General features: G+C 68.5%; 18 protein-coding genes. 17 read left to right on the forward strand and 1 reads right to left on the reverse strand.

All coding sequences use genetic code 11. The features are described 5' to 3' along the window. The first annotated feature begins 3 nt into the window (after window positions 1-3). The 6 genes from AC3RJ7_RS07645 to AC3RJ7_RS07670 all read left to right on the forward strand — a co-directional run bounded on the left by AC3RJ7_RS07645 (window position 4) and on the right by AC3RJ7_RS07670 (window position 6,715). Window positions 4-957 (forward strand): ABC transporter permease, encoded by a 954-nt coding sequence (locus AC3RJ7_RS07645; RefSeq protein ID WP_491455184.1) that lies wholly within the window; start codon window positions 4-6, stop codon window positions 955-957. After that, window positions 954-1,817 (forward strand): ABC transporter permease, encoded by an 864-nt coding sequence (locus AC3RJ7_RS07650; protein WP_491455185.1) that lies wholly within the window; start codon window positions 954-956, stop codon window positions 1,815-1,817. The genes AC3RJ7_RS07645 and AC3RJ7_RS07650 overlap by 4 nt, the downstream gene beginning before the upstream one ends. Further along, complete coding sequence (locus AC3RJ7_RS07655; RefSeq protein ID WP_491455186.1) at window positions 1,814-3,499, forward strand: ABC transporter ATP-binding protein; 1,686 nt, start codon at window positions 1,814-1,816, stop codon at window positions 3,497-3,499. Before AC3RJ7_RS07650 ends, AC3RJ7_RS07655 begins: the two co-directional genes overlap by 4 nt. A gap of 22 nt (window positions 3,500-3,521) precedes the next feature. Beyond that, window positions 3,522-4,022: a DUF3237 domain-containing protein gene (locus AC3RJ7_RS07660; RefSeq protein ID WP_491455187.1), complete on the forward strand. Its 501-nt coding sequence runs from the start codon at window positions 3,522-3,524 to the stop codon at window positions 4,020-4,022. Between the two features lie 76 nt (window positions 4,023-4,098). Continuing rightward, window positions 4,099-5,787 carry an amidohydrolase gene (locus tag AC3RJ7_RS07665; protein ID WP_491455188.1) on the forward strand — a complete coding sequence of 563 codons (1,689 nt, stop codon included), beginning with the start codon at window positions 4,099-4,101 and terminating at the stop codon, window positions 5,785-5,787. A gap of 139 nt (window positions 5,788-5,926) precedes the next feature. After that, window positions 5,927-6,715 (forward strand): GNAT family N-acetyltransferase, encoded by a 789-nt coding sequence (locus tag AC3RJ7_RS07670; RefSeq protein ID WP_491455189.1) that lies wholly within the window; start codon window positions 5,927-5,929, stop codon window positions 6,713-6,715. Between the two features lie 37 nt (window positions 6,716-6,752). On the opposite strand, the gene AC3RJ7_RS07675 is transcribed toward AC3RJ7_RS07670, so the two are convergent. Beyond that, window positions 6,753-7,472, reverse strand: a complete 720-nt coding sequence (locus AC3RJ7_RS07675; protein ID WP_491455190.1) for a GntR family transcriptional regulator — start codon at window positions 7,470-7,472, stop codon at window positions 6,753-6,755. Window positions 7,473-7,769: 297 nt separating this feature from the next. Between AC3RJ7_RS07675 and AC3RJ7_RS07680 the strand changes: the two genes are divergently transcribed. The 11 genes from AC3RJ7_RS07680 to AC3RJ7_RS07730 all read left to right on the forward strand — a co-directional run. Then, window positions 7,770-8,981 (forward strand): ABC transporter substrate-binding protein, encoded by a 1,212-nt coding sequence (locus AC3RJ7_RS07680; RefSeq protein WP_491455191.1) that lies wholly within the window; start codon window positions 7,770-7,772, stop codon window positions 8,979-8,981. 9 nt (window positions 8,982-8,990) lie between these two features. Continuing rightward, window positions 8,991-9,962, forward strand: a complete 972-nt coding sequence (locus tag AC3RJ7_RS07685; protein ID WP_491455192.1) for a carbohydrate ABC transporter permease — start codon at window positions 8,991-8,993, stop codon at window positions 9,960-9,962. Between the two features lie 2 nt (window positions 9,963-9,964). Beyond that, window positions 9,965-10,771 carry a carbohydrate ABC transporter permease gene (locus tag AC3RJ7_RS07690; RefSeq protein ID WP_491455193.1) on the forward strand — a complete coding sequence of 269 codons (807 nt, stop codon included), beginning with the start codon at window positions 9,965-9,967 and terminating at the stop codon, window positions 10,769-10,771. A 37-nt stretch (window positions 10,772-10,808) separates the two neighbouring features. After that, the gene (locus AC3RJ7_RS07695; RefSeq protein ID WP_491455194.1) at window positions 10,809-11,597 is read left to right on the forward strand and encodes a 6-phosphogluconolactonase; all 789 of its coding nucleotides are present in this window, start codon (window positions 10,809-10,811) and stop codon (window positions 11,595-11,597) included. Between the two features lie 65 nt (window positions 11,598-11,662). Continuing rightward, the gene (locus tag AC3RJ7_RS07700) at window positions 11,663-12,604 is read left to right on the forward strand and encodes an N-acetylglucosamine kinase (protein WP_491455195.1); all 942 of its coding nucleotides are present in this window, start codon (window positions 11,663-11,665) and stop codon (window positions 12,602-12,604) included. A gap of 37 nt (window positions 12,605-12,641) precedes the next feature. Next, a complete protein-coding gene (locus AC3RJ7_RS07705; protein ID WP_491455196.1) occupies window positions 12,642-13,979 on the forward strand; it encodes a family 4 glycosyl hydrolase in 1,338 nt (445 codons plus the stop codon). Between the two features lie 70 nt (window positions 13,980-14,049). After that, window positions 14,050-16,410, forward strand: a complete 2,361-nt coding sequence (locus tag AC3RJ7_RS07710; protein WP_491455197.1) for a beta-glucosidase family protein — start codon at window positions 14,050-14,052, stop codon at window positions 16,408-16,410. Next, window positions 16,407-17,810, forward strand: coding sequence for a GH1 family beta-glucosidase (locus tag AC3RJ7_RS07715; protein ID WP_491455198.1), 1,404 nt, complete (start codon window positions 16,407-16,409; stop codon window positions 17,808-17,810). Before AC3RJ7_RS07710 ends, AC3RJ7_RS07715 begins: the two co-directional genes overlap by 4 nt. An 11-nt stretch (window positions 17,811-17,821) precedes the next feature. After that, complete coding sequence (locus AC3RJ7_RS07720; protein WP_491455199.1) at window positions 17,822-18,649, forward strand: alpha/beta hydrolase fold domain-containing protein; 828 nt, start codon at window positions 17,822-17,824, stop codon at window positions 18,647-18,649. Continuing rightward, window positions 18,639-19,613, forward strand: coding sequence for a phosphotransferase family protein (locus AC3RJ7_RS07725; protein WP_491455200.1), 975 nt, complete (start codon window positions 18,639-18,641; stop codon window positions 19,611-19,613). Before AC3RJ7_RS07720 ends, AC3RJ7_RS07725 begins: the two co-directional genes overlap by 11 nt. 203 nt (window positions 19,614-19,816) lie before the next feature. After that, window positions 19,817-20,292 (forward strand): amino acid permease (locus AC3RJ7_RS07730; protein ID WP_491455249.1); only part of this gene is annotated, 476 nt, incomplete at its 3' end.

Consider the following 20,292-nt stretch of genomic DNA (forward strand, 5'->3'; position numbering starts at 1 on the left):
GCGGTGAACACCCTGACCAGGATGCTGCTGGGGCGGCTCGGCGGCCTGCTGCTGACGCTCTTCCTCGCGAGCGTCGTCATCTACTCGGCGGTGCTGCTCACCGGCGACCCGATCGCGGCGCTCGCCGGAGGCGCGAAGCCGACGCCTGAGCTCATCGCCGAGATCCGGGCCGAGTACCACCTCGACGACCCGGTCTGGCAGCGATACTGGGAGTGGCTCACGGGTGCGATCCAGGGCGACTTCGGGCGATCGTTCGTCTATAAGACGGCGGTGACGACGCTCGTGGCGCCGCGGTTCGGCATCACGCTGCAGCTCGTGCTGCTGACGGTCGTGCTGATCCTCGTGTTCGGCGTGGGCTCCGGCATCCTCGCCGCCACGAGGGGCCGCGCGGTCGACCGCGCGGTCGCGACGGGGACGTCGCTCGGCATGGCACTGCCTACGTTCGTCGTTGCGATCCTGCTGATCTGGGTGTTCGCGAAGAGCCTCGGCTGGTTCCCCGTGTATGGCGAAGGCGAGGGGGGCTGGGATCGCCTGTGGCACCTCGTGCTGCCCGCGATCTCGCTCGCGGTGCTCTTCATCGCGTACATCAGCCGGGTCACCCGCAGCGCGCTCGTCGCGCAGCTGCACTCCGAGCACGTCGACACCGCGAAGGTGCGCGGCATCCCGCGCGGGCGCATCTTCGGGGCGCACGTCTTCCGCAACGCTTCGCCCCAGATCCTCGCGATCGCGGGCACGACGATCGCCGGTCTTTTCGCCGCGTCGGCGATCGCCGAGGTTGCCTTCGGGCTCGGCGGCATCGGGTCGCTCCTCGTGCAGGCGGCAGCCCGCGCCGACCTACCCGTCGTGCAGATCGTGTCGCTCCTGCTCGTGACGATCTTCGTCGTGCTGAACGCGGTCGCCGACCTCGTCAGCGCGCTCATCGACCCGACGAGCGTCGAGGGAGGTGCCCTCGCATGAGCGTCGCGCAGATCGCACAGGGGGTAGTGCCCGCCGCGGCCCGCCGCGCGGCGAAACGCGACTGGACGTTCGTCGTCGCGCTCGCCGTGCTCGCGATCGTCGTCATCGTCGCGATCGCCGGACCGTGGCTCGCACCCTACGACCCGTACGAACTCTACGTCGGCCCCGTGAACGGCGCACCGAGCGCCGAGCACCTCTTCGGCACCGACGACCTCGGCCGCGACATCCTCTCGCGGGTGCTCATCGGCGCAGGGGCGAGCGTGTTCGCACCCGTCGTCGTGGTGCTGCTCTCGACCATCCTCGGCGTGGCGCTCGCGCTCACTGCGGCGTGGTTCGGCGGCTGGGTGTCGGGCGGCATCGCGCGCCTCATCGACGTGATCTTCGCGATCCCGGGCCTCGTGATCGCGGTGCTCGCGGTGACGCTGTTCGGCAAGGGGCTCGTCGCCCCGGTCGTGGCGCTCGCGATCGCGTACGTCCCCGTCGTCGCACGGCTCACCCGCACCGCCGCGTCGCGCGAGCTCGGCAAGCCGTACATCGCCGCCCTCAGGGTGCAGGGCGTGTCGAGCCTCGCCATCTGCTTCCGGCACCTCGTGCCGGCGATGATCCCAATCGTCGCGGCGCAGATGGCCGTCGGCTTCGGCTACGCGATGCTCGACCTCGCGGCGATCTCGTTCCTCGGGCTCGGTCAGCAGCCGCCCGCGCCCGACTGGGGCTCGATGATCTCGAGCGGCCAGGCGAGCATCCTCGCGGGCGCTCCCGAGCAGTCGGTCTTCCCGGCGATCCTCGTGGTCGTCACCGTGCTCGCCGTCGGCATCATCGGCGCCCGCGTCACCGACTGGGCCGAGGAGAAGGAACGATGAACGAACCAGTCCTCAGGATCGCCGGCCTCGACGTCTTCGGCCCGGCCGCCGACGGCGCCCGGCAGCTCGTCTTCGGCAGCACACTCGAGGTCGGCCGCGGCGAGGCCGTCGGGCTTGTCGGCGAGTCCGGCTCCGGCAAGACGCTCACGGTGCGGGCGGTCGCGGGCCTCCTGCCGGACGGCTTCACGACGAACGGCACGATCCGCATCGACGGGCACGACCTCGCCGCGATGGGCGCACGCGAGCTCCGGGCCCTGCGCGCCCGCCGGCTCGGCATGGTCTTCCAAACGCCGCGCGCGCACCTCAACCCGCTGCGTACCATCGGCGACTTCATGACGGAAGCGCTCGTGCACGTCAAGGGCGAGAAGCCGGAGACGGCGGCGAGGCGCGCCATGGACCTGCTCGACGAGGTCGGCATCACCGATCCTGCCCGGCGCCTGCGGCAGCATCCCGCCGAACTGTCGGGCGGCCTGCTGCAGCGCGTCATGATCGCTGCCACCCTCGCGATGGACCCCGACCTCCTGCTCGCCGACGAGATCACCACGGCCCTCGACGTGACGACGCAGGAGGAGGTCATGGCGGTCATCGCCGACCTACGGGCGCACCGCGAGCTGTCGCTGCTGTTCATCACGCACGACCTCGCCCTCGCCGGTGCCGTCTGCGACCGAGTGAACGTCATGCAGCACGGCCGCATCGTCGAGGCCCTGCGCGCCGCGACCATGCGGCAGGACGCGCGCGAGGACTACACGAGGGTGCTCATGTCGGCCTCGCTCGACGAGGCGCCACCGATCGACGCGGATGCCTCGGCCGCGCGCCCGATCATGACGCTGGCGAACCTCCGCAAGACGTACCAGGTCCGCGGCGCGAGCGGTCGGCGGGAGACACTCGTCGCCGTCGACGACGTCTCGATGGAGCTCACCCCTGGCGGCTCGCTCGGCATCGTGGGCGAGTCGGGGTCGGGCAAGTCGACCACCGCGCGCCTGCTGCTCGGGATCGAGCGCCCCGACGGCGGTACGATCGTCGTCGACGGCGAGGACTGGAGCGCGCCCGCGCGACGCGGCGCCGAACGACGGCGCCGCGCGAAGATCGCGCAGATGGTCTTCCAGGACCCGTACCAGTCGCTCGACCGCCGCCAGACGGTGCGCGAGTGCCTCGTCGAGGCGGTGCGCGTGCACCGTCCGCGCGACGCGAAGGCCGCCGTCGAGGCGCGCGTCGGCGAGCTCATGTCCCAAGTGCGGCTCGACACGAGCCTGCTCGACAGCCGGCCGCGCGCCCTCTCGGGCGGTCAGCGGCAGCGCGTCGCGATCGCACGCGCGCTCGCGGCCGACCCGGTGCTGCTCGTGCTCGACGAGGCGGTGTCGGCGCTCGACGTGACCACGCAGGTGGAGATCCTGACGCTACTCGACTCGATCCGCCGCGAGACGGGGGTGGCGCTGCTCATGATCACGCACGACCTCACCGTCATCCGGCGGCTGTGCGACCAGGTCGTGGTGATGCGGCAGGGGCGCATCGAGGAGCGCGGCACCGCAGCGCAGATCCTCGACGAACCGTCGGCCGAGTACACCCGGCTGCTGCTCGACTCGATCCCACGTGAGGGCTGGACGCCCAGACGGCGCAGACTGGGTCGTACGCAGTCGCTGCCGACCGTCACCCGGTCGAGCGCCATGATCCCCGACGCCTGATCCCGACACCTCGGGTCACCGAATGAACGGAGCCGCCCCGCCCATGTCGACCACGCTCATGGAACCCGCCTTCGAGTACTGCTTCGAGCTGCGCTGCCAGGTCGACGACGAGCTGCCGCTCGGCGGCTCGACGCCGGGGGAGGGGCGGCACTTCGCCCGTGTCTCGGGTGGCACGTTCGATGGCCCGCGGCTGCGCGGCGTCGTGCTGAGCAGCGGTGGTGACTGGTGGGTCGGCCGCGGGCTCACCGTCGAACTCGACGCCCGCTACGTGATCGAGGCGGCGCTCGATTCGGGCCCGGCCGCCGTCGAGGTCGTGAACCGCGGCATCTGGCGCACCGACGAGGCCACCTGGGCGCGCATCGAGGCCGGCGAGGAAGTCGCCGAGCAGGACCTCTACTACCGAACCGCCTTCCAGTTCCGTACCGACCACCCCGAGCTGCAGTGGCTCATGGAGTCCCAGTTCGTCGGCTACGCCCGGGCCGAACCGGGCTTTGTGATCATCCGGGTGTTCCGGCTCGTATGAACCGGATCACCCGACCGGGATGCCTTGGCCGAGGCATCTCGACCAGCAGCACTTCGCGCAGAGAATCGAGACCGACATGACTGAACCAGCCGACCTCGCCATCGTGAACGGCCGCGTCTTCGACGGCCGGGTGCGCACGGCGCACACCGCCGTCGCGGTCGTGGGCGACCGCATCGTGCGCGTCGGTTCGGACGCACGCGTGCTCGAGCTTCGCGGCGACGGAACGCGCGTCGTCGACGCCGCCGGCGGGGTCATCCACCCCGGGTTCGTCGACGCGCATGTGCACGCGGCGTTCGCGGGGGTCGAGCGGCTGAGTCTCGATCTGACGCCCGCGCAGAGCGTCGAGGAGACGTTCGAACTCATCCGCGCCGGTGCCGAGCGCAGCGACGGCGAGTGGATCACGGGCGGCGGGTGGAGCCACGAACTGTTCCCCGCGCCGACCCGGCACGAGCTCGACGCGATCGTGCCCGACCGCCCGGTCGCGCTCAGCGACGCCGGGCACCACACGCTGTGGGTCAACTCGCGGGCGCTGGAGCTCGCCGGCGTCGACCGCGACACCCCCCAGCCGCACAACGGGCGCATCCACCTCGACGCCGCTGGCGACCCGACCGGGTACCTCAACGAGACCGCGGCCGAGCTCGTCGGGCGGGTGATCCCGCCCGCGACCGACGACGAGGTGCTCGCGGGCCTGCTGAACGCGCAGGAGTACCTGTGGTCGATCGGCGTCACAGGCTGGCACGAGGCGATCCTCGGCGAGTACAACGGCAAGGCCGACTGCACGCCCGCGTACCTGCGTGGGATCGCCGCCGGCGGCCTGCGGAGCTCTGTCTCGGGGGCGCTCTGGATCGCGCCCGGCCTCCAGCTCGACGAGGTGCCGGCGCTCGTCGCCCGGTTCGTCGAGCAGCGCTCGCGGAACGCCGACGCCGGCTTCGCGACGTCGACGGCGAAGGCCATGATCGACGGCGTGCCGCACGGCGAGACCGCGGCGCTGCTCGAGCCCTACTGCAACCACGGCGACGGGTTCAGCGGCGAGCTGCACTTCGACGAGGCGGTGATCCGGGCGTTCGTGACGCAGCTCGATGCGGCGGGCTTTGCGCTGCACCTGCACATCATGGGCGATCGCGGCATCCGGGTCGCGCTCGACGCGATCGAGGCGGCGCGCGCGGCGAACGGGGCCGCACGTGGCTCCGGGGCGGGCGGCCAGGCGCCGCGCCACCACATCGCGCACCTCTCGATGGTGCAGCCCGGGGATGCCGCGCGCTTCGGCCCGCTCGGCATCACCGCGAACATCCAGGGGCTGTGGGCCGCTCCCGACCCGTACGTCGTGCCGATGATCGGCGAGGAGCGGATGCTCGCGGGCTACCCCTTCCGCGCGATGGCCGACGGCGGGGCGGAGCTCGCGATGGGCTCGGACTGGCCGGTCTCACCACCCGACCCGTGGCTCGCGATCCACGTGGTCGTGAACCGCTGGGCGCCGCCGCCTCTCGGCGTCGAGGTGCCGCCGCTGCCCGAGGGCGCCGAGTCCGGCGCCCTGCCGCCGACCCTCGACGCCGAGCACCAGGCGCTCACGCTCGAGCAGGCGTTCGTGGCCTACACGTCGGGTTCGACCGAGCTCGTGCTCGGCCGCCCGGGCCGCGTGCGGGTCGGCGAGCGAGCCGACCTCGCGGTCGCCACGGGCGACCCGTTCGAGTTGCCCGCCGAGGCGATCGTCTCTCTGCAGACGGCAGTCACCGTGGTCGGGGGCGAAATCGTGTACGAGCGGTGAGCCCGTGGTGGGCACCCCGTCACCATCGTGGGTCCAACCCGATCCGTCCCTCGAGCGGGGAAGAACGCGGTGGACACCACTCGCGGCTGAACAATCGTGAGGGACAGATGACTCGCCCAGAGCGTCGAAGGAGGAGCTCGTGAGCGCGAGGACGACCATCACCGAAGTCGGCTTCGAGTCGATCGACGTCGTGGCGCCGCTGTGGGAGACGCTGTTCGACCATCATCGCTCCATCGGGGCGGCCGGGTTCGCCGTCATTCCTCGGGAGCAGACATGGTCGCTTCGCCGCGCCCACTACGAGCGTATATTCGCGGGGGAGGCGAACCCCACTCTCTGGATCGCCCGGCGGGAATCCACGGCGATCGGGTACGCCTTAGCATTCGACGAGTTCGTCGCCGGATCCGAGGGCAGGATGCTGGAGACGCTGAGCGTTGCTCCCAACGCGCGGGCGAGTGGTCTGGGAACACGACTGATGGCGGCGTTCGACGGCGAAGTGCGCCGACGCGGCCTCGTCGCCGCGCTCGACGTCGTGAGTGGAAACGATCGAGCGAAGTCGCTCTACCTTCGGCATGGATTCGAGCCACACTCGGAGATCTGGATGCGATCAAGACCAGGCGCCGGGAAAGGAACCGAGCAGACGCCTGCAAGTTTGTCGGAACTCGTTGGGCAGGCAGGATTCCAGTTGTCGATCGTTCCGGGTCCTGACGACACTTGGCAGTCGTCCGATCGAATCGCAGTACTCAGCGCTTCAGCGATCGAGGCCGGTTCCAACCAGCTTGCCACCCTCGAGGCGATCGATGCATTGCAGCGTGCCGGTTACTGGACCATCCAGGTCGGGATGCCGGTGTCTCCCAGCTGGGTGTCGTTTCGAATGAGCTTGCGCGCCGACGGGTTCGCGCCCTGTCTGGAGCGAATGGTCCGGCGTTGACGAAGCGATGCGGCCGTTGCAGCGAGATCGTGAACGCTCAGGCTCGGCGGAAGAGGTCGGCCTGGAATCGGTAGGCGTCGCCCCGGTACGTGTTCGTGCCGAGGAGGATGGGAGTGCCGTCGGTCGTGTAGGCGACCTCCTCGCCGATGAGCACGGCGGCGCCCACGACGGTGTCGAGAAGCCGCGCCATCGACGCATCGGCGGTTGCGGCCATGACACTGTAGGCGCTCCGATGGATCGCTATACCGCAGCGCTCGCGGAGCGTCTCGTAGAGCGAGGCGTCGTCGAGTGGAGCGTCGACCAACCGCGGCGCTCGTTCCTCGGCCACGACGACGACATCGAAACACACCGGGCGCCCATCAAGACCGCGAAGCCGATCGATCTGAATCACGGGGGAGGTGGGCGCGACGCGGAGCGTGTCGGCTTCGGACAACGTGGCCGGGCGCACCTCCTGGCGGAGGACTCGCGCCGTCGGTCGCAGCCCTCGGGCGCGTGCCATCTCGGTGAACGACTGCAGGGTGCTCGGTGGCTCGCCGACCACGTTGGCGGGAACGAACCAGCCGCGCTGCGCCGAGCGGGTGAGGCGACCCTCGTCTTCAAGCGCGGCGAGCGCTGCGCGAAGCGTGACGCGGCTGACGCCCAAGCGTGCAGACAGCTCGCGTTCGCCGGGCAGCCTCGTTCCAGCGGCGTAGACGCCCTGGTCCAACTCCTGAGCGAGCTGGTCATAGGCCTGCGTGGCGGCGGCAGCGAGAGTCACGACGACACGGTACCACATGTCGAGACTGGTGCAAGATTGCTGAGTATTGGTTCGCAACTGGAATAACTGGTTTATTCGTGGTAGCTTGCCCGTGACGGTCCCCCCGCCGTCCGGGCTGCTGCACTAGGCCTGATTAGGTTTCTCGTCCCCACACACCACGACGGAGTGAAAATGTTCTCGAAGAAGACTCGCCTCGCGGCGGTCGCAATCGGCTCGATGGCGGCGCTTGCGCTCACCGCGTGCGCTCCAGCGGCGAGCACACCAGGCCCGGCGGCGCCGACCTCGGTCTCAGACGATGTGGCCGCCGCCGGCGACGTCACGCTCAAGCTCTCGGACTTCTGGACTTCGGCCGAGGAGGAGTGGATTGTCTCCCTCATCGACCAGTTCGAGGAGAAGTACCCGAACGTCACCATCGAGCGAACGCGTGAGGACTGGGGCCAGCTCACGAGCACGCTGAACCTGCAGCTCCAGGACGAGGGGGGGCCCGACATCGCATCCGCGAACAACGGATGGTCGTCCCTCGGGACTCTCGCCAAGGCCGGCCTCGTGCTCAACCTCGACGCGTACGCCGACCTGTATGACTGGAACGACACTGTGCCGACCACGATCGCTCGGCAGAACCAGTTCACGACCGACTTCACCACGATCGGCGAAGGATCCTGGTTCGCGACCCCTCCCGCCCGCGCGTCCCTCATCGGCATCTACTACAACGCCGACAAGCTGAAGGAACTCGGCATCGAGGCGCCGGCCACGCTCGATGAACTCGAGTCGGCAGCAGCCGCTGCGAAGGATGCAGGCGAGATCCCCTTCAGTTACAGCGGCCTGGACGGCAACACCGCAGCGCTCCTCGGTCTGCAGTCGCTCTACGGTGCCGAAGCCGACATCAACGACTTCGTCTACGGCGACCCTGACGTCAAGGCGGAGGACACTGGACTCACCGTCGCCGCGACGACTCTCGAGGATTGGAACCGCAAGGGCTGGCTCACCCCTGACTTCGAGGGCATCGACTACCAGACCTCACTGGCCGACTTCCTCGACGGAAACGGCGTCTTCCGCTTCGACTACACCGGTGCACTCGGCCTGAGCGGTGACCAGCTCGACCAGTTCGGGTACATCCAACTGCCGCAAGCAGCGGACGACACCACCGTCGGCGTCGGTGCAGCGCCCGGCGCCATGGTGATCTCGGCGAAGGCCGAGCATCCCGACGTCGCGGCTGCGTTCCTGAACTTCCTGATGTCGGAAGACGCGAGCCAGACTGCAGTCGACTTGGGCCTCGTCCCGATGCTCAACGAGGTCACGATCCCGGATGTGCTCAGCCAGAGCGGCGAGGCCGCGGCCACCGCGACCCTCGACTCCGATGACGGCTATGTGCCCTACTTCGACTGGGCAAGCCCGACGATGCTCGACATCCTCACGCAGAACACGCAGCTCCTTCTTGCAGGCAAGACCACGCCCGAAGACCTCACCGCCGCCGTCGACGCGGACCGCGACGCCTTCCTCGCGCAGTAGGCACGGACGATGAGCATTACGCAGGTTGGGGCCGCCGCGACTTCGGTAGCGGACAGCGGCGGCCCCACGGCCACTCGGGCGATGCTGCTCCCGCGAAAGCGGCGCCGTGGTTCACACGCGAATCGCCGTACGCGCTGGGTCGGACTGCTCTTCGCGGCGCCGGGGCTGCTGCTTTACGCGGCCGTCGTGCTCTGGCCGCTGGTGCAGTCGCTGCAGTACTCCTTCTACAAGTGGGACGGATTCAGCAGCGCCACATGGGTGGGCTTGCAGAACTACGTCAACTTCTTCACCGACCCCGTGCTGCGCTCGACCCTCGGGAACGTGCTCGTCCTGCTCGTCTTCTTCGCTATTCTGCCCATCGCGCTCGGTCTGCTCTCGGCGGCGATGATCACGAGCGCCAAACGGCCCGGCATGGCCGTGTTCCGGTGGATCTTCTTCCTGCCTCAGGTGCTCACGAGCGTCGTCATCGCGCTCATCTTCAAGCGGATGTACGCACCTGAAGGACCGATCAACGAAGCCCTGCGCGCGGTCGGCCTCGGCGAACTCGCCCAGAACTGGCTCGGAGACTTCACCTGGGCATTGCCTGCCGTCGGTCTGATCGGAACGTGGGTGACGTTCGGCTTCTGCATGGTGCTGTTCATCGCCGGCGCCTCTTCGATCTCCCCGGAGCTTTACGAAGCCGCTCGCATGGACGGCGCTGGGCCCGTGCGCGAGTTCTTCGCGGTCACCCTCCCCGGGCTGCGCGGTCAGCTCGCCGTCGCCCTCACCCTGACGATCACCGCCGCCCTGCGCGCGTTCGACCTCATCTGGATCACGACTCGAGGTGGCCCGGGCACGTCCACGCTGACCCCTGCAGTCGCACTCTACAAGGCGGCGTTCGTCAACCCGAACGTCGGTCAAGCGGCCGCGATCGGGGTCGTCATGGCCGTCCTCTGCCTCGTCATCGCTCTCGTGATCACCCGCATCTCGGAGAAGGAGTGAACATGTCCTCCCGTGCGGAGAAAATCTGGAACTACCTCATCCTCGGCATCCTGGCACTGATCGTGCTGTGGCCGGTCGGCACCTTCCTCGCAGCGGCACTCAGCCCCGACCGTGCCGGACGCCCGAGCGCCGATCTGCAATGGGGCAACTTCGTCACGGCCTGGGAGAACGCCGCGTTCGCCCGTTCCATGACGGTCTCGCTCGTGATCACCGTCTCCGTCGTCGTCGTCGGCGTCATCCTCGCCCTCATGGGCGGATACGCATTCGGCGTCCTGGGCGTCGTCGGGGACCGGTGGTTCTTCCCCCTGATCCTGCTGGGAATGATGATCTCACTCGAAGCGATCATCGTGCCGCTCTACTACCAGTTCCGTACTCTCGGGCTGACCGACAACCTCCTCGGCGTCATCCTCATCCACCTGGGAATGGGCGTGCCGTTCGGGATTTTCTGGATGCGGGCAGCATTCAGGGCCCTGCCACGGGGCATCTTCGAGTCGGCCTCGCTCGATGGCGCCGGACCGATGCGGATGCTGTGGTCGATCGCCGTGCCCAACTTGATGCCCGCCGTCTACACGCTGATCCTGCTCAGCTTCATGTGGACCTGGAACGACTATTTCCTCTCGCTCGTGTTCCTTCACGGCGACAACCAGACCGCAACCGTCGCGCTCGGCGTCTTCCAAGGCAAGTACGTGACCCAGATCAACCTGATGGCGGCAGGCGGACTCATCGTCGCCGCACCGGTCCTCATCCTCTACGTGATCTTCCAGCGCAAGTTCATCTCCGGAATGCTCGCCGGGGCCATCAAGGAATGACCCTGCGCAGACGTGCTCTTCAAGCAAAGGCAACAACGTGCAACTGACTCCACAAATCCTCCCTTCCGCGAGCGCGATCGGAGACCTCCTCGCAGACCGCATCCTCGATCGGATGACCGCGAAGGGCGACGCGCCCTTCCTGCTCGGCTGCCCGAGCGGCCGCACGGCGGCTCCGGTCTATTCGGCGTTGGCCCGTCATGCCGCCGAGGGACGCGACCTGTCCCGACTGGTCATCGTCATGATGGACGACTACGTCGTCGCCGATGAGCGGGGTGAATTCCAGATCGTCGACCCAGAGGCGTCCTACTCGTGTCTCGGGTTCGCCCGTCGCGATATCCTCGCGCCCATCGCGGAGGCCTGTGCGGACGCCGGTACCGTGCCGCCCACAGACCTGTGGACGGCTGACCCGAAGGCTCCCGAGGCGTTCGACCGGCGTATCGCCGCCGCCGGTGGCATCGACCTGTTCCTGCTCGCATCGGGCGACAGCGACGGCCACATCGCCTTCAACCAGCCCGGCACACCGCGTGCGACCAAGACGCACATCGTCGACCTCGGCGAGGCGACTCGCCGAGACAACATGGGCACGTTCCCCGAGTTCACGCATCTGGACATGGTCCCGCGCAACGGCGTCACCGTCGGCATCGATACGATCGCGCGACTCTCAGCGGAGGTTGCGATGATCCTGTGCGGCGAGCACAAGCGCGAGGCGTTCGCCCGCATCACGGCGGCGGACGCGTACGAAGCGGCTTGGCCGGCCACGATCGTCACCGAATGCCGCAACGCGGAGCTGCTCGTCGACCGTGAGGCCGCTGCGCTGCCGGTCTGAGCCCCTATCGCGACGACTCGCTGCAATTACTGCCGGATCTCTACATCAGCCTGAAGGAGCATGACATGACCCTCCCGATCGCGGGCGACGGCATCGCGTTGTCGGGTCACGTCGTCGCCGTGGACATCGGCGGTACCAAGACCCACGTGGCGGTCGCACCCGTCGAAGCCGCCGGGAGCGGGCGGACTGACGAGTTCGTCGTCTCCTCGGCCTCCTGGCGCGGTGCGCTCGGGGATTTCCGCGCCGACGCTGCCGGACTGCGGGCTCTCCTCGTCGGCCATCTCGGTGAGTCGGTGCTCTCGGCGCCGCTCGCAGTGGGGGCGCATGGCTGCGACAACACCGGCCAATGCCGCGAGCTCGAACAATCGCTCCGGTGGCATTTCACCGGTCCCGTCGTCGTCGTGAACGACGCCGAGCTCATGGCACCCGCCATCGGCGTGAGCGGTGCGATCGGCGTCGTGGTCGGCACGGGATCGATCGCAACGGTCCGCGACGACGGTGGCGAACTGCTGACTGCCGGGGGCTGGGGCTGGCTGCTCGGCGACGAGGGCAGCGCGCCCGCGCTCGTCCGCGATGCCACTCGGGCCGTGCTGGCCCACGTCGACCGAGGCGAGGCAATCGACGTGCTCGGGCAACGGCTGATGGCCGCTTTCGCCGCCCGTGACGGTGCCGAGCTGGCGCTCGCGGTGACGCAGACCGCTTCGGCCGAGGTCTGGGGTGTCCATGCGCCTGAGGTGTTCACCGCCGCCGACGAAGGGTCGGTGCTCGCCGCCGACGTCATCCGGAAGGCGGGCGACGAACTCGCGAGTCTCGTCGGACGGCTCCGCGCGCGCAGCGTCCATGCGAATGCCGTCGTCGCGGGCGGCTCGGTGATCGAACGCCAGCCCCGGCTTCAGAGCGCGTTGCGCTCCGCGCTCGAACGGGACGATACCGACGCCGAATTGCACATCCTTTCCCGGTCTCCCGTGATGGGTGCCGTCGCCCTCGCGCGCGGCATCGCCGGATAAGCCACCAACAACCCCTGAGAACGGAGCGTTCGCGCACATGAAAGTCACCTTGATCGGAGCAGGCAGCCGCGAGTTCGCCGGAAAAATCGTCCGCGACCTCCTCTTGAGCGAGCCCATCGCCGAAAAGGGCCTCGAGATCGTGTTGATGGACATCGCCGCCGAGCCGCTCGCGGAGATGGAGACGTACACCCGACAGCTCATCGAGCGGCTCGACCATGCCGCCACCGTCTCGGCGACCACCGACCTGAACGACGCCGTCACCGGGGCCGCTTTCGTGGTCACCGCGATCGAGGTCGACCGCTACCACTACTGGTCGCAGGACTTCACGATTCCGCGCAAGTACGGCTTCAAGCAGGTGTATGGCGAGAACGGCGGCCCCGGCGGCCTCTTCCACGCCCTTCGTCAGTTCGGCCCGCTGCTCGAGATCGCACGTGCGATCGAGGCGCATGCCCCCGACGCGCTGTTCCTCAACTTCTCGAACCCGGAGCACAAGGTCTGCGAGGCGATCTCGCGGCTCACCTCGGTGAAGGTGGTCGGGCTCTGCCACGGCTACTTCTACGGCGTACGGCAGATCTCGGCGCTGCTCGACATTCCGAGCGATCAGCTCGACTTGCCCGCCGCCGGCATCAACCATTTCACGTGGTTCCAGGCGGTCCGCGACAGGGCCACCGGCGAAGACCTGTACCCGCGACTGCGCGAGCTCGAGCACGAGGCGAACTGGGTGTCGGACTGGCACGAGATCGGGCTCTCCCGCATCCTCTTCCGCCGTTTCGGCCTGTGGCCGTCGCCGAGCGCGAACCACATCGGCGAGTACATCTCGTGGGCCGACGACTACGTGCCCGCGCAGCTGCAGTACTTCAACGACCCCGGCGATGGTTCGCCTTGGCGTGAGGGCGCATCGACGCCCGAGTGGCATTACCACATCGGGCTCGCCGACACCGACCGTCCGTTCCATGGCCCGCGCCCGAGCGGCGCGCTCGAAGACCAGCCGCTCGAAGCCTCCGAGGAGCTCGCCATCCCCATCATCGAGTGGGTCGCCTGCGGCGTCGAGCGACCGCTCCCCGCGGTGAACATCCCGAACCGAGGGGCGATCCCGGGACTGCCCGACGACATGGTCGTCGAGGTGCCCGCGAGAGCGGAGAACGGCACGCTCGTACCGCTGCCGATGGAGGCGCTGCCGGAGGGCATTTTCGCGATGGTGCGGTTGCAGGGATCGATCCACAAACTGCTCGTCGAGGCCTACGTCGAGCAGTCCAAGGCGAAGCTGCTGCAGGCGATCCTCCTCGACCCGATCGTCGACAACCATAACCGCGCAGTCGCGATGCTCGATGAGTTCCTCGAACTCCAGAAGGACGCCCTGCCGCCACTGGCATGACCGTCCGGACTCGTCCGGGCCAGGACCGAGCTACTGCCGACCACACGAACATTCACCAGAAAGCACAAACATGACCCTCCCGCCGTTCGACGTCGACACCGTGCTGTCCGAGCTCACGCTCGAGGAGAAGGCGTCGCTGCTGTCCGGGCTCGATGACTGGTTCACGCAGCCCATCGACCGCCCGGGACTGACAGCCCCCGTGCCCCCGATCGAAGTCGGCGACGGCCCGCACGGACTGCGCAAGGAGACCGGCGTCGACATGGTGTGGGTGCCGGCGACCGGCTTCCCGACGGCGTCGGCGATGGGCGCGTCGTGGGATCGCAACCTGATGCGTCGGGTCGGCATGGCGATCGGTGAGGAGGCGCGCGCACAGGGCGTCCAAGTGGTGCTCGGCCCGGGGGTCAACATGAAGCGTTCACCGCTCTGCGGCCGGAACTTCGAGTACTTCTCGGAGGACCCGATGCACTCGGGCGAGCTCGGCGCCGCCTACGTCGAGGGTGTGCAGTCGACCGGCGTCGGCACGTCGCTCAAGCACTTCGCGGCGAACAACCAGGAGATCGAGCGCACCCGCATCTCGGTCGTCGCCGACGAGCGGACGCTTCGCGAGACCTACCTGGCCGCATTCGAGCGGGTGGTTCTCAAAGCGGACCCATGGACGGTCATGTGCTCGTACAACCGCCTGCGGGGTGTGCATGCCTCGGAGAACCGTTGGCTGCTGACCGAGGTGCTGCGTGAGGACTGGGGCTACGAAGGCGCAGTGGTTTCGGACTGGAACGCCGTGCACGATCGCGTCGCCGCCGTCCGCGCGGGGCTTGACCTCGAGATGCCGGGCACGGAAGGCCGCACTGATGCCGACGTCGTCGCAGCGGTGCGCGCCGGTGAGCTCGACGAGTCGGTGGTCGATGAGGCCGCCCGTCGAGTGTTGCGTCTCGTGGCGCGCGCCTACCCGGGTGCCGACCTCGTCGACGGCCCCGTGATGCGTCTTGGTCATAAGGCCGGCGACCGCCTCACCCCCGCGCAACTGGAGCTTTTGCGCGCGGACGAGCACCATGCGCTCGCGCGTGAAGCCGCCGCAGCGTGCATCACCCTGCTGCGCAACGAACCCGCACCCCACGGCGCTGCTGCCCTGCCACTGGCCGAAGATGCCGCAGGCACGGTCGCGGTCGTCGGCGCCTTCGCCCAGCACGCCCGCATCCAGGGCGGTGGCTCGTCGGGCGTGGATCCCACCCGAGTCGACGCGCCGCTCGACGCCATCCGCGCGATCGCCGGAGAACGGGTCGTCTACGCGCCCGGCTACGTCTACCTGCCCAAGAACGCGTACCAGGACGACAACGTCGCCACCCTCGCCACGCACGAGGTCGAGTTCGTCGAGGAGCGCCCGACCGTCGCACGCCGCTCGGCGACCCTTGCACGAGAACTCCAGCTCGCCGAGGCCGTGCAGCACGCCGTGAACGGTCCGGTCTCACCGACCGCAGCGCGACTCATCGACGAGGCCGTCGCCACTGCCGAAGCCGCCGAGACGATCGTCGTCTTCGCAGGCCTGCCGCTCGCCTTCGAGCAGGAGGCCAACGATCGCGACACTCTCGCTCTGCCGCAAGACCAGGTCGCCCTCATCGGTCGCCTCGCCGACCTCCGGGAGCGCACTGGAGCATCGCTCGTGGTCGTCCTCTCCAACGGCACGGCCGTCACGATGGACCCGTGGCACGACCGCGTCGATGCGGTCGTCGAGTCCTGGCTCACGGGGCAAGCGCTCGGCGGCGCCGTCGCCGACGTCCTCTTCGGACGCGTCAACCCGGCCGGCAAGATCTCCGAGACCTTCCCGCTCGCCCTCGAGGACACACCCGGCCAGCCGAACTGGCTCGGTGAACGCGGCACCGTGCTCTACGGCGAGGGCGTATTCATCGGGTATCGCTGGTTTGACGCTCTGAACCGGTCGGTGCGATACCCGTTCGGTCACGGACTGTCGTACACCTCGTTCGCTTACTCCGACCTCTCGGTCGAGATCACGGATGCCGCAGCCGGACGCGTTATCGTGTCGGTCACGATCGCGAACGACGGGCCGGTCGCCGGCGACGAGATCGTGCAGCTCTATGTCGGCGACCCCGACGCCGAGGTGTACCGTCCCGTCCGCGAGCTGCGGGGGTTCGAGAAGGTCCGACTCGCGCCCGGAGAGTCCACCCGCGTCGCGTTCGAGCTCGAGAACCGCGACTTCTCGTACTGGGACTCGGTCGCCGAACGCGACGACGGTCGTCTCGGGCTCTGGCGCAGGGAAGGGGGCGAGTTCCGTATAGAGGTCGGGGCGTCCTCGCGCGACATCCGCCTCTCCGAGGTCATCGAGTTGCCCGATGACACCACGATCCCGCCGTTGGTCACTGACGCCGAGCTGCAGGGCTCGAGCACCTCCCGCTTCGTCCAAGGGCATGCCGGATGAGCGGCATCCCTCGTCTGCCTGCCGCGCTGACCGCACGCGCCCGCGACCTCGGCGGGCGCTTCCCCGCCGACTTCGTCTGGGGCGCGGCGACCGCCGCGCCCCAGATCGAAGGCGCCGTCTCGGCGGAGGGCCGCACCCCCAGCATCTGGGACACGTTCGCCCGTGTGCCGGGCGCCGTCGCGGGGGGCGACACGCTCGATGTCGCCGACGACCACTTCCGGCGGTGGCGTGACGACGTCGCACTCCTGCGCGACCTCGGCCTCGGCGCGTACCGCTTCTCGATCGCGTGGCCTCGCGTCGTGCCCTCGCCGTACGGGGTCGTGAACCGGGCGGGACTCGACTTCTACGACCGGCTCGTGGACGAACTGATGGCGAGCGGGATCGACCCGTTCGTCACCCTCTATCACTGGGACCTGCCGCAGTGGCAGCAGGTAGTCGGAGGGTGGGCCGATCGCTCCACCGCGCACCGCTTCGCGGAGTTCGCCACGCACGTCGGGGAACGGCTCGGGGACCGAGTGCAGCACTGGATGACCCTCAACGAGCCGTGGGTGTATGTCTTCCTCGGGCACCTCGCGGGCGTCCATGCCCCAGGCCTGACATCCGAGGAGAGCGCCGTGCGTGCAATGCACCACTCGCTGCTGGCGCACGGCCTCGGCGTGCAGGCGCTCCGCGCGGCCCTCCCCACCGAACGAGAGATCGGGATCGCGCTCAGCATGAGTCCGACCGAACCGGCCACTCCCGGGCCGGAGGACATTGCGGCGGCCGAGCGCAACGACCTGTACCGCAACTGGCTCTTCCTCCACCCGATCACGCACGGCGAGTACCACCCGCTCACGGAGGAACTCTTCCGCGAGAAGATCCCCGTCGAAGCGGGCGACCTCGAGACGATCGCCGAACCGATCGACTTCGTCGGCATCAACTACTACTCGCGAGCCGTGGTGGTGGGTGACGAAACCATCCCAGTGACTCGCGCCCGGGAAATCCGACCTGACGGCACCTACACGGCCATGGACTGGGAGGTGTACCCGCAAGGGCTCACCGACATCGTCGCCCAGACGCACGAACGCTACGCCCCGAAGGCGATCTACATCACGGAGAATGGATCCGCATGGGCCGACGAGCCCGCCGCCGACGGATCGATCGTCGATCCGTCACGGGTCGCCTACCTCCTCGACCATCTTGCGGCGGCGGCCCGGTGCACCGATGCGGGGATGCCGCTACGGGGCTACTTCGCTTGGTCGCTCATGGACAACTTCGAATGGGCGGAGGGGTACAGCAAGCGCTTCGGCATCGTCGGCGTCGACTACGAAACCCAGCGACGCACCGTCAAGCAGTCGGGAGCGGTCTACCGCGAGGTGCTCGCCGCACATCGTGAGGTGCCCGCATCGATCACGGAATAGGACAGGATCGCGTGAAGTTCGTCGTGCACGATCGGCAGCTCGCGAGCTTGCGGACGGCCGTTCGCGACTACGTTCCCGAGCATCCCTCTGGGACGACGTTGCTCTGGGTGCACGGGGGCGGCTTCGCCGGCGGCAGCATCGACATGCCGGAGTCCGACGCCGTCGCCAGTCAGCTCGCCGCGTGTGGGTGGCCGGTCCGAACGGTGGAGTATCGTCTGGCTCCGCCGTGGCCGGACCACGGACCGCTCAATCTCGAGCCTGCGCCGGGGCGCTACCCCGCCGCGCAAGACGACGTGACTGCCGCCTTTCTCGACCTCGCGCAGCACGGTGCGGCATTCCTGGGCGGCGCGAGCGCCGGTGCCTGCATCGCCGCGAGCGTCGCCGTACGACTGAGGGAGGATGGCAGCCCGCCGCCGTCGGGCCTGGTGCTCGCCTACGGGGTGTTCCATGCGAGCCTGCCGGTGCCGACCGGGGCGGAAGCGGATCGTCCGATCTCCCCGGCCGACGCGGAAGCAGGGGAGTGGGTGGAGCGCATGACACTGAACTACGCGGGTTCGCACGGACTCCTGGCCGACCCGAAGGTGTTTCCAGGAGCGGGCGACCCAACCGGGCTCCCCGAAACGCTGATCATGGATGCCGAGCGTGACAGCCTGCGCGCCTCGGGTCGGCGCTTCGCTGAACAACTCCGAGAATCCGGCGTCGGCGTCACGGAAACAGTCGTACCCGGCTCGTCGCATGGATTCCTCAATGATCCGGTGAGCGGAGACTTCGAGCAGGGGATGCTCAACATCACGCGCTGGCTCGAACGAGTCGGAGCAGGGAATCGGCATGGCGCTTGACACTCCTGGATACCTGCCGCCGCTGGACGCACTGGTACGGCCGCTTGGGGAACTGCTCGATGCGGAACCGTTGACCGGGGGTATGTTCGCTTCCACGTATCGTGTGACGCTCGACTGTGGCCGGCGGGTTGTGGTGAAGCTGACCGCCACAGATATCGGTGGGCTCTGCCGCTACGAACGCGGCATCGCTCAGACCGAAGCGCGAACGTACACGATGCTCGCTCAGCACGAACTCCCAGTACCGGACCTTCTCCTCACGGACTTCTCCCGCACGGTTGTCGACGCCGATGTTGTCGTGACGAGTCACGTCGCGGGGGCTCCGTGGAGTGAGTGCGACCTCGACAGAGTCGAAGCTGCAAGGGTCCGCGGTGGTCTCGGGAGCCTTATGGCCAGGATGCACCGCATTCACCCCCCGGCGTTCGGATACCCGGCACCGCAGGCGAACATGCGTGCGGCGACCTGGCGCGCCGCGTTCACCGCCATGGTCGACGGCATCCTCCAAGACGCGGCCAGCGCCAGCACGACCCTCCCCACTGCTGGCATCCGTGATGCGATGGCTCGGCACGCACCGGCCTTGGATGCGGTCAAACGGCCAGCCGTCGTGCACAACGATCTCTGGCCGGCGAACGTGTTCCTCGATCAGCGCGGGAGCATCACGGGCGTCATCGACACTGAACGGACCGTGTGGGGGGATCCGCTGCTCGACCTCATCGGCGCCGACCAACTCGGACTATGGGACATCGACCCGGACCTCCTCGCCGGCAACTCGACCGCTGGGGGTGTCCTGTCTCCCGAACTCGGCTCGCCCACCGGATTCGTTCGGTTCGCGCTGTACCGCCTCTATTACTCGCTCATTCTCGCCACTGAGATCGATATCCGTGGCTATGACGCCGAGTGGGTACCCGCACACCGCGAGCGAGTTCACACCCTCATCGATGCGTCGCTCGGCCGCCTCTTGACCTGACGCAAGCGGATCAAGAGCGGCCGATTGCACCTCCTGATCGCGCGCTTAGGACGGACCGACCAACTAGTCGGTCGGTCATGTATGCTCGGTCGAGTCCCCTGAACTCGACGACGAGAAGGCCCCCTGTGACGAACCCCCCAGCGGTCAAGACCGCGCCCACTGCATCTCAACCCGCACCCGGCACCCCCACGAAGGGCCTCGCCATCGGCAAGCTCGGGCTCTGGGGCTCGACCGTGATCGGCATCGCCTCGACCGCGCCGCTGTTCTCGCTCGCCGCGACGCTCGGCTACGTCGTCATCGCGGTCGGCGCGCAGGCGCCCATCGCGTTCGTGCTCGCGTTCGTGCCGATGCTGTTCACGGCCTACGCGTACCGGGAGCTCAACAACGACGTGCCCGACTGCGGCACCGTGTTCACCTGGGCGGCCAAGGCGTTCGGCCCCCGTACCGGCTGGATGGCCGGCTGGAGCATCGCCGTCGCCGGCGTGCTCGTCATGGCGAACCTCGCGGAGATCGCCTCGGCCTACCTCCTGACCCTCATCGGCGACGGCTCGCTCGCGGAGGACCGCTTCGTCGTCACGGCGTTCGGCTGCGTGATCATCGCGGTCATGACCTGGGTGTCGCTGCGCGGCGTCGAGATCGGCGAGCGCATGCAGCAGGTGCTGCTCGCGATCCAGTACCT

This window comes from Agromyces solani, assembly GCF_058349925.1.

Coding starts and splice junctions, on each gene's coding strand:
- AC3RJ7_RS07710 (WP_491455197.1), top strand. CDS start 14,050: ATGACCCTCCCGCCGTTCGACGTCGACACCGTGCTGTCCGAGCTCACG.
- AC3RJ7_RS07665 (WP_491455188.1), top strand. CDS start 4,099: ATGACTGAACCAGCCGACCTCGCCATCGTGAACGGCCGCGTCTTCGAC.
- AC3RJ7_RS07725 (WP_491455200.1), top strand. CDS start 18,639: ATGGCGCTTGACACTCCTGGATACCTGCCGCCGCTGGACGCACTGGTA.
- AC3RJ7_RS07690 (WP_491455193.1), top strand. CDS start 9,965: ATGTCCTCCCGTGCGGAGAAAATCTGGAACTACCTCATCCTCGGCATC.
- AC3RJ7_RS07715 (WP_491455198.1), top strand. CDS start 16,407: ATGAGCGGCATCCCTCGTCTGCCTGCCGCGCTGACCGCACGCGCCCGC.
- AC3RJ7_RS07705 (WP_491455196.1), top strand. CDS start 12,642: ATGAAAGTCACCTTGATCGGAGCAGGCAGCCGCGAGTTCGCCGGAAAA.
- AC3RJ7_RS07685 (WP_491455192.1), top strand. CDS start 8,991: ATGAGCATTACGCAGGTTGGGGCCGCCGCGACTTCGGTAGCGGACAGC.
- AC3RJ7_RS07650 (WP_491455185.1), top strand. CDS start 954: ATGAGCGTCGCGCAGATCGCACAGGGGGTAGTGCCCGCCGCGGCCCGC.
- AC3RJ7_RS07655 (WP_491455186.1), top strand. CDS start 1,814: ATGAACGAACCAGTCCTCAGGATCGCCGGCCTCGACGTCTTCGGCCCG.
- AC3RJ7_RS07660 (WP_491455187.1), top strand. CDS start 3,522: ATGAACGGAGCCGCCCCGCCCATGTCGACCACGCTCATGGAACCCGCC.
- AC3RJ7_RS07700 (WP_491455195.1), top strand. CDS start 11,663: ATGACCCTCCCGATCGCGGGCGACGGCATCGCGTTGTCGGGTCACGTC.